The following is a 7,815-nucleotide window of genomic DNA, read 5'->3' as shown; positions in this document are numbered from 1 at the left end:
AAGCGCCAGAAAAAGCCAATCGTCGCTATCGTCGCCATCATGCGACGCATCATCGTCGTCGCAAACGCAAGGCTCAGAGACGCTAAATACTGAGTTGATGACAAGGGTGGTTGTGATCCAGAGATCGCGCGGCGGTGCCCGCTCAATCGTCCATCTTGAGGGCGGCGATGAAGGCTTCCTGCGGGATTTCGACCTTGCCGAACTGCCGCATCTTCTTCTTGCCTTCCTTCTGCTTCTCCAGAAGTTTCCGCTTACGCGTGGCGTCGCCGCCGTAGCACTTGGCGGTCACGTCCTTGCGTAGCGCGCGGATGGTCTCGCGGGCGATGATCTTGCCGCCGATCGCCGCCTGGACCGGGATCTGGAACATATGCGGCGGGATCAGTTCCTTGAGCTTCTCGCACATGGCGCGGCCACGGGCATCGGCGCGCGAGCGATGGACCAGCATCGAGAGCGCGTCGACCGGCTCGGCATTGACCAGGATCGACATGCGCACGAGGTCGCCCTCACGATAATCGGTGATCGCGTAGTCGAAGGAAGCATAGCCCTTCGAGATCGACTTCAGCCGGTCATAGAAGTCGAACACGACCTCGTTCAGCGGCAGGTCGTAGACGACCTTGGCGCGCGAGCCGACATAGGACAGGTCAGTCTGGATGCCGCGGCGATCCTGGCAGAGCTTCAGGACGGAGCCGAGATACTCGTCCGGCGTGAAGATCGTCGCCTTGATCCAGGGCTCCTCGATGAATTCGATCTTCATCACATCCGGCATGTCGGCCGGGTTGTGCAGTTCCAGCGTCGTGCCGTCGCGCAGCTTGAGACGGTAGACCACCGACGGCGCCGTCGAGATCAGGTTGAGGTTGAACTCGCGCTCCAGCCGCTCCTGGATGATCTCCAGATGCAGCAGCCCGAGGAAGCCGCAGCGGAAGCCGAAGCCGAGCGCGGCCGAGGTCTCCATCTCGTAGGAGAACGAAGCGTCGTTCAGGCGCAACCGGCTCATCGCGGCGCGCAGCACCTCGAAATCGGCGGCATCGACCGGGAAGATGCCGCAGAACACCACCGGCTGCACCGGCTTGAAGCCCGGCAGCGGTTCTGCGATCGGCTTCTTCTCGTCGGTGATGGTGTCGCCGACGGCGGTATCGGCGACTTCCTTGATCGAGGCGGTGAAGAAGCCGACCTCGCCGGGGCCGAGTTGCTTGACCTCGGTCATCTTGGGCTTGAACACGCCGACGCGGTCGACGCCATAGGAGGCGTTGGCCCGCATCATCCGGATCGTCATGCCCTTCTTGAGCACGCCGTCGATGACGCGCACCAGCACGACGACGCCGAGATAGGCGTCGTACCATGAGTCGACCAGCAGGCACTTGAGCGGCGCATCGGGATCGCCCTTCGGCGCCGGCAGCTTCTCGACGATCGCTTCCAGCACGCCCTCGATATTGAGGCCGGTCTTGGCCGAGATCGGCACGGCCTCGGAGGCATCGAGCCCGATCACGTCCTCGATCTGCTGCTTGATGCGCTCCGGCTCGGCGGCCGGCAGGTCGATCTTGTTGAGGACGGTGACGATCTCGTGGTTGGCGTCGAGCGCCTGATAAACGTTGGCGAGCGTCTGCGCCTCGACGCCCTGCGAGGCATCGACCACCAGCAGCGAACCCTCGCAGGCCGCGAGCGAGCGTGAGACCTCGTAGGCGAAGTCGACATGGCCGGGGGTGTCCATCAGGTTCAGGACATAGTCCTTGCCGTCCTTGGCCCGGTAGTCGAGCCGCACCGTCTGCGCCTTGATGGTGATGCCGCGCTCCTTCTCGATATCCATCGAGTCGAGGATCTGGTCGCTCATGTCGCGGGCGGCGACGGTGCCGGTCTGCTGGATCAGGCGGTCGGCCAGCGTCGACTTGCCGTGGTCGATATGGGCAACGATCGAGAAGTTGCGGATATTGTCGATGGAACGGGTGCTCATGCGCGCGCCATAGCAGTGATGCCGCGCGGCGCCAAGCGGTTGGCCTGTTCGAAGGCCCCTTCAGACTGTTTTTCCCGGAACCACCCTGTCATCCCGGACGGAGCGAAGCGGAGATCCGGGATCCATCGTAGAGCACCGGCGCCCTTCGATGGATCCCGGGGCAAGCCCGGGATGACCACAGGTTCACGCAGGCAGAGAATGCATCTTGCAAATTCCAATATCTGAGAATTATTCTCCACCCATGGAGTTCGAACACGACACCGAGATCGACCGCATGCTCGGGCAGCGCCTCAAGGCGGCCCGCCAGCGCCATGGCCTGACGCTCGACGCCCTTGCCGAGCGCAGCGGTGTCAGCCGGGCGATGATCTCGCGCGTCGAGCGCGGCGAATCGAGTCCGACAGCGGCACTGCTCGTCCGGCTCGGCTCCGGGCTCGGCCTCTCGCTCTCGGCGCTGTTGGAAGAGAGCACGGGAAGCGGGCCATTGGCGCGCCGCGACGCCCAGCCGGTCTGGCGCGACCCGGCGAGCGGCTATCTGCGCCGCAACGTCTCGCCGCGCGGGACGGGCTCGGGCTTCGAGATCGTCGAGGTGGAGCTTCCGGCCGGTGCCGAAGTGAGGCTCGACAACGCGACGGGCGCGGCGGCGCTCGACCAGCAGATCTGGGTGCTGCGCGGCCGGCTCGACCTGACCGTCGAAGGCGTCCGCCAGGAACTGGCCGAGGGCGACTGCCTGCAGATGCATCTGCGCGGCCCGATCATCTACCGCAATCCGGGCGATGCGCCCGTCCGCTACGCCGTCATCCTCGCTGCGAGAAGCGGCGCCTTTCCGGGACATATCGCATGAACGCGACCAGCCTCGCCGTCTCCATCGACACACTCGACGCCGGGGATGCCGAAGCGGCGATTCCAGCGCTGGCAGAGATTCTGCGCGACAGCGTCGCCAACGGCGCCTCGGTCGGCTTCATGAACTGGAACACGGCAGCCGATTACGAACGCTTCTGGCGCGATGTCGCGGCGGGCGTCGAGGGCGGGCAGGTCATCCTGCTGGCAGCACGCAATGGCGACGGCATCGTCGGCACGGCGCAGCTTCACCTGATCGGAAAGCCGAACCAGCCGCACCGGGCCGAGATCGCCAAGGTTCTGGTGCATTCCCGCGCGCGCCGGCAGGGCATCGGCGAAGCCTTGATGCAGCGGGCCGAGGCGATCGCGCGCGAGAAGGGCCGCGACCTGCTGGTGCTCGACACGGACGAGCACGGGGCGGCGCGAAGGCTCTACAACCGGCTCGGCTGGACCGAGGCCGGCACCATCCCGCGCTATGCGCTGATGCCGGATGGCGCCGATTGCGGCTCGACGTTTTTCTACAAGAGTCTCGCTTGAACCACCGTTGTCATTCCGGGGCACGCCGCAGGCGTGAAACCGGAACCCACGACTGGGTGGAGCATTTGACATCCCACGACTAGCGGCTCGCCCGGTCGTGGATTCCGGGCTCTTCGCTGCGCGAAGCCCCGGAATGACAATGGAGGCTCAGCCCTCGACCTTGCCGCGGATATACGGCTCGACCGGGCCCTTGAGCGTGATCGTCATCGGCCGGCCGAAGCGGTCCTTGGCATTGCCGGCGGAGACCTTCACCCAGCCTTCGGAGACGCAATATTCCTCGACATTGGTCTTCTCGACGCCCTTGAAGCGGATGCCGATATCGCGCGCCAGAACCTCTTCATTGTAGAAGGGGCTGTCCGGATTGACGGAAAGACGGTCGGGAAGCTGCTCGGACATGGGTCGCACCTGAATGACGGAAAGTGTTGCTTTGCCCGCTCGATAGCCGCTTCCGCCGGCAAAGCCAACTCAGGGCCTTGGGCTCTCGCCTAGCGGCCGCCGTCGAGCAGGCGGCCGACGACCTTGGCGGTGTAGTCGACCATCGGAACGATGCGGGCATAGTTCAGCCGCGTCGGGCCGATGATGCCGACGACGCCGACGATGCGCTGCTCGGCGTCGCGGAAGGGCGCGGCCACCATCGAGGAGCCGGACATCGAGAACAGCTTGTTCTCCGAACCGATGAAGATGCGCACGCCGTCGCCATCCTCGGCCCGGGTCAGGAGATCGATGACATCGGTCTGCGTCTCGAGATCGCCGAAGAGCATGCGGATGCGCTCGAGATCCTCCTGCGCCCGGAGATCGTCGAGCAGGTTGGCCTGCCCGCGCACGATAAGATGGCGGTCGCTGCCGGGACCGGCCTGGGTCGCGATGCCGCTTTCGACGAGGCGAGCCGTCAGGACATCGAGCTCGCGCTCCATCAGGGCGCGCTGCCCGCCGATCTCGCCGCGCAGTTCGGCGAGCGTCTTGCCGAGGATGCGGGCGTTGAGGAAATTCGCGGCCTCGCTCAGGGCGGAGGCCGGCAGGCCGGGCGGCAGGGCCAAAAGGCGGTTCTCGACCGTACCGTCCTCCGAGACGAGCACGACCAGCGCGCGGGCAGGGTCGAGCCGGACGAACTCGATATGCTTCAGACGGACATCGGCCTTGGTGGTGACGACGACACCGGCGCCGCGCGACAGGCCGGAGAGCAGGGCCGAGGCTTCCGTCAGGGTCTGGTCGAGATTGCGATTGCTGGCGGCGACCCTGATCTGCGCCTCGATGCGCGAGCGCTCGTCGGCCGTGAGATTGCCGACCTCCATCATCGCATCGACGAAGAAGCGCAGGCCTCGCTCCGTGGGCAAGCGGCCCGCGGAGGTATGCGGCGCGTAGATCAGCCCGGCCATTTCGAGGTCGGTCATGACGTTGCGCACCGTCGCGGGCGAGAGCGCCATCGGCAGCAGGCGGGCGATGTTGCGCGAGCCGACCGGCTCACCCGTCGTCAGGTAGCCGTCGACGATCTGGCGGAAGATCTCGCGCGAGCGCTGGTCGGTCTCGACCAGGCTGCTCATCGTCTCGGGGCGGGGCGTATGGGCGCTCATGAACCTTTTCAGGCGAACCGTCGTTCTCGCCCTATTGTCGTCATGCAAAGCGCAGGGATCAAGGGGCAGAACCGCTCCGTGCCTTGCCGCGCGCGGCGCAAACGCCTACAAGCCGCCACTTCCCCGCAAGACAGGAATATTTCATGCGACCCTCCAAACGCGCCGCCGACGAGATGCGCAAGGTCACGCTCGAACGCGGCGTGGTGCGCTATGCCGAGGGTTCCTGCATGGTGACGTTCGGCGAGACCAAGGTGCTCTGCGCCGCGACCGTCGAGGAAAAGGGGCCGCCGTGGCTGCGCGGCACCGGCAAGGGCTGGGTCACCGCCGAATATTCGATGCTGCCGCGCGCCACCCACGAGCGCACGCGCCGCGAGGTCACCTCCGGCAAGCCCTCCGGCCGCACGCAGGAAATCCAGCGCCTGATCGGCCGCTCGCTTCGTGCCGTCGTCGATCTCACCGCGATCGGCGAGCGCCAGATCGTCGTCGACTGCGACGTGCTGCAGGCCGATGGCGGCACCCGCACGGCCTCGATCACCGGCGCCTGGGTCGCGCTGCACGACGCGCTGAAATGGATGGAAGGGCGCGGCCTGCTCAAGGGCACCAACCCGCTCAAGGACCATGTCGCCGCGATCTCCTGCGGCATCGTCGCCGGCAACCCGGTGATCGATCTCGACTATGTCGAGGATTCCGGCGCGCAGACCGACGCGAATTTCGTCATCACCGGCTCGGGCGGCATCGTCGAGGTGCAGGGCACGGCCGAAGGCGCGCCCTTCTCCGAGGAAGAGCTTCTGTCGCTGCTCAAGCTCGCCAAGGGCGGCGTCGCCAAGCTCGTCACGCTGCAGAAGGCGGCGGTGGCGTAGTCACCGTCATAGAACACGGCGTCATCCCGGACGCAGCGAAGCGAAGATCCGGGATCCATCGTAGAGCGCGACGCCCTTCGATGGATCCCGGGTCAAGCCCGGGATGACGGCGTGGTTCCAGAGGATAATGAAGAGATGTCGGAGCATCGCCTCCTCACCGGCAAGGTCGTGATCGCGACCCATAACCAGGGCAAGTTGCGCGAAATGCGCGACTTGCTGGCGCCCTATGGCATCGAGCTCGTCTCGGCCGGGGAGCTTGGCCTGCCCGAGCCGGTCGAAGATGGCTACATGTTCTCGGAGAACGCGGCGATCAAGGCGGTCGCCGCCGCGACCGCCAGCGGGCTGCCGGCGCTCTCCGACGATTCCGGCATCTGCATCGATGCGCTCGACGGCGCGCCGGGCCTGTTCTCGGCCAACTGGGCCGGGCCCGGCAAAGATTTCGCCCCGGCGATCGGGCGCGTGCAGATGGAACTCGCCAAGCGCGGCGCGATCACGCCGGACAGGCGCAAGGCGCATTTCGTCTCGGCGCTGGTGATCGCCTGGCCGGACGGACATCAGGAACTGTTCGAAGGCCGCGTCTTCGGCACGGTGACCGAGCAGGCGCGCGGTCTCGGCGGTTTCGGCTATGATCCGATCTTCCTGCCCGACGGCCATGAGAAGACCTTCGGCGAGATGACGGCTACGGAGAAGCACGGCATTCCGGCGGATGGCTCGCCCGGCCTGTCGCATCGCGCCCGCGCCTTCCATGAACTCGCCGCCGCCTGCCTGAGGAAGCCGGCGTGAGCGCCCCGGCCGCCTTGTCCGAGCGGCCTTCGATCCTGCATCCGACCGCGGATGCGGGCTTCGCCGTCTATGTGCATTGGCCCTTCTGCCTGGCCAAATGCCCCTATTGCGACTTCAACAGCCATGTCCGCCTGCAGCCGCCGGACCAGCAGCGCTATATCGCCGCCTTCCGCCGCGAGATCGCGCACCGCGCCGCGCTGGTGCCGGGACGCACGGTCTCCTCGATCTTCTTTGGCGGCGGCACGCCCTCGCTGATGGAGGGGCGCACGGTCGGCGCGATCCTCGATGCGATCGGCGAGTATTGGGCGGTCGATCCCAACTGCGAAGTCTCGCTGGAGGCCAATCCGACCAGCGTCGAGGCCGGGCGCTTCCGCGATTTCCGCGCGGCCGGCGTCAACCGCGTCTCGCTCGGCGTGCAGGCGCTGAACGATGCCGATCTCAAGGCGCTCGGCCGGATGCACTCCGCCGAGGAAGCGCTCGCGGCCGTCGCGATCGCGCGGCAATATTTCGAGCGTTACTCCTTCGACCTGATCTATGCCCGCTCGCCCTCGCAGACACCTGCGCTTTGGCGCGCCGAGCTGGAGCTGGCGATCAGCCATGCGGCCGAACATCTCTCGCTCTACCAATTGACGATCGAGCCCGGCACCGCCTTCGAGCGGCTGTTCCGCGCCGGCAAGCTCGCCATTCCCGATCATGAGGCCGGCGCCGCGCTCTACGAGACGACGCAGGAGATCACGGCCAGGCACGGCATGCCGGTCTACGAGATCTCGAACCACGCCCGGCCGGGCGCCGAGTGCCGGCACAATCTCGTCTACTGGCACTATGGCGAATATGCCGGCATCGGCCCCGGTGCCCATGGCCGGCTCGTGACGGAGCAGGGCCGGATGGCGCATTCGACCGAGAAGCGGCCGGAAGTCTGGCTGGAACGCGTCGAGGCCGAAGGCCATGCGCTCGTCGAGGACGAGCGGCTATCCGAGGAAGCGCAAGGCGACGAGTACCTGCTGATGGGGCTTCGCCTCGTCGAGGGTATCGACCCGCAGGTGTTCAAGGCGCTGGCCGGGCGCCCGCTCAACGCCAAGCGCGTTTCAAGCCTGATCGAGCAGAAGCTGCTGATGGAGCGCGCGGGCGGCCGGCTCGCCGCGACGCCGGACGGCGCGCTGCTGCTGGATGCGCTGGTGGCCGATCTGGCGGCTTGAGGCGATTTTCGTCGAGCGTGGAAACACCGCCGTCATGCTCGCCCTTGTGGCGAGCATCCACGCCTTGAACACCGCATGACACG

The 7,815-nt window shown here is 66.4% G+C and carries 8 protein-coding genes; 5 read left to right on the top strand and 3 right to left on the bottom strand.

Features of this window, described 5'->3' with window-relative positions:
- Nucleotides 1-142 precede the first annotated feature (142 nt).
- Complete coding sequence (gene lepA, locus WFK61_RS20815; RefSeq protein ID WP_257733188.1) at nt 143-1,948, bottom strand: translation elongation factor 4; 1,806 nt, start codon at nt 1,946-1,948, stop codon at nt 143-145.
- Nucleotides 1,949-2,189: 241 nt separating this feature from the next.
- Here lepA and WFK61_RS20810 point away from each other — a divergent pair, with 241 nt between their 5' ends.
- Complete coding sequence (locus WFK61_RS20810) at nt 2,190-2,789, top strand: helix-turn-helix domain-containing protein (protein WP_336813975.1); 600 nt, start codon at nt 2,190-2,192, stop codon at nt 2,787-2,789.
- The gene (locus tag WFK61_RS20805) at nt 2,786-3,322 is read left to right on the top strand and encodes a GNAT family N-acetyltransferase (RefSeq protein ID WP_336813974.1); all 537 of its coding nucleotides are present in this window, start codon (nt 2,786-2,788) and stop codon (nt 3,320-3,322) included. Before WFK61_RS20810 ends, WFK61_RS20805 begins: the two co-directional genes overlap by 4 nt.
- Nucleotides 3,323-3,469: 147 nt before the next feature.
- On the opposite strand, the gene WFK61_RS20800 is transcribed toward WFK61_RS20805, so the two are convergent.
- Together WFK61_RS20800 and hrcA are read right to left on the bottom strand one after the other, a co-directional pair.
- Nucleotides 3,470-3,718 carry a DUF3297 family protein gene (locus WFK61_RS20800; protein ID WP_257733185.1) on the bottom strand — a complete coding sequence of 83 codons (249 nt, stop codon included), beginning with the start codon at nt 3,716-3,718 and terminating at the stop codon, nt 3,470-3,472.
- An 89-nt stretch (nt 3,719-3,807) separates the two neighbouring features.
- A complete protein-coding gene (hrcA, locus tag WFK61_RS20795) occupies nt 3,808-4,893 on the bottom strand; it encodes a heat-inducible transcriptional repressor HrcA (protein WP_336813973.1) in 1,086 nt (361 codons plus the stop codon).
- A gap of 143 nt (nt 4,894-5,036) precedes the next feature.
- On the opposite strand from hrcA, the gene rph reads away from it, so the two are divergent.
- The 3 genes from rph (at nt 5,037) to hemW (ending at nt 7,732) form a co-directional block, all read left to right on the top strand.
- Nucleotides 5,037-5,753, top strand: coding sequence for a ribonuclease PH (gene rph, locus WFK61_RS20790; RefSeq protein ID WP_265057160.1), 717 nt, complete (start codon nt 5,037-5,039; stop codon nt 5,751-5,753).
- Between the two features lie 135 nt (nt 5,754-5,888).
- Nucleotides 5,889-6,536, top strand: coding sequence for an RdgB/HAM1 family non-canonical purine NTP pyrophosphatase (gene rdgB, locus WFK61_RS20785; RefSeq protein WP_336813972.1), 648 nt, complete (start codon nt 5,889-5,891; stop codon nt 6,534-6,536).
- Nucleotides 6,533-7,732, top strand: coding sequence for a radical SAM family heme chaperone HemW (gene hemW, locus WFK61_RS20780; protein ID WP_336813971.1), 1,200 nt, complete (start codon nt 6,533-6,535; stop codon nt 7,730-7,732). Before rdgB ends, hemW begins: the two co-directional genes overlap by 4 nt.
- The last annotated feature ends 83 nt before the right edge of the window (nt 7,733-7,815 follow it).

It is taken from the genome of Allobosea sp. MMO-172 (assembly GCF_037147855.1).
Classification (GTDB): Bacteria; Pseudomonadota; Alphaproteobacteria; order Rhizobiales; family Beijerinckiaceae; genus Allobosea.
This window is presented reverse-complemented; position numbering and strand designations above follow the sequence as displayed.

Bases quoted from the DNA above. Each gene is read 5' to 3' on its own strand.
- lepA (WP_257733188.1), bottom strand. From the start codon at position 1,948: ATGAGCACCCGTTCCATCGACAATATCCGCAACTTCTCGATCGTTGCC.
- WFK61_RS20810 (WP_336813975.1), top strand. From the start codon at position 2,190: ATGGAGTTCGAACACGACACCGAGATCGACCGCATGCTCGGGCAGCGC.
- WFK61_RS20805 (WP_336813974.1), top strand. From the start codon at position 2,786: ATGAACGCGACCAGCCTCGCCGTCTCCATCGACACACTCGACGCCGGG.
- WFK61_RS20800 (WP_257733185.1), bottom strand. From the start codon at position 3,718: ATGTCCGAGCAGCTTCCCGACCGTCTTTCCGTCAATCCGGACAGCCCC.
- hrcA (WP_336813973.1), bottom strand. From the start codon at position 4,893: ATGAGCGCCCATACGCCCCGCCCCGAGACGATGAGCAGCCTGGTCGAG.
- rph (WP_265057160.1), top strand. From the start codon at position 5,037: ATGCGACCCTCCAAACGCGCCGCCGACGAGATGCGCAAGGTCACGCTC.
- rdgB (WP_336813972.1), top strand. From the start codon at position 5,889: ATGTCGGAGCATCGCCTCCTCACCGGCAAGGTCGTGATCGCGACCCAT.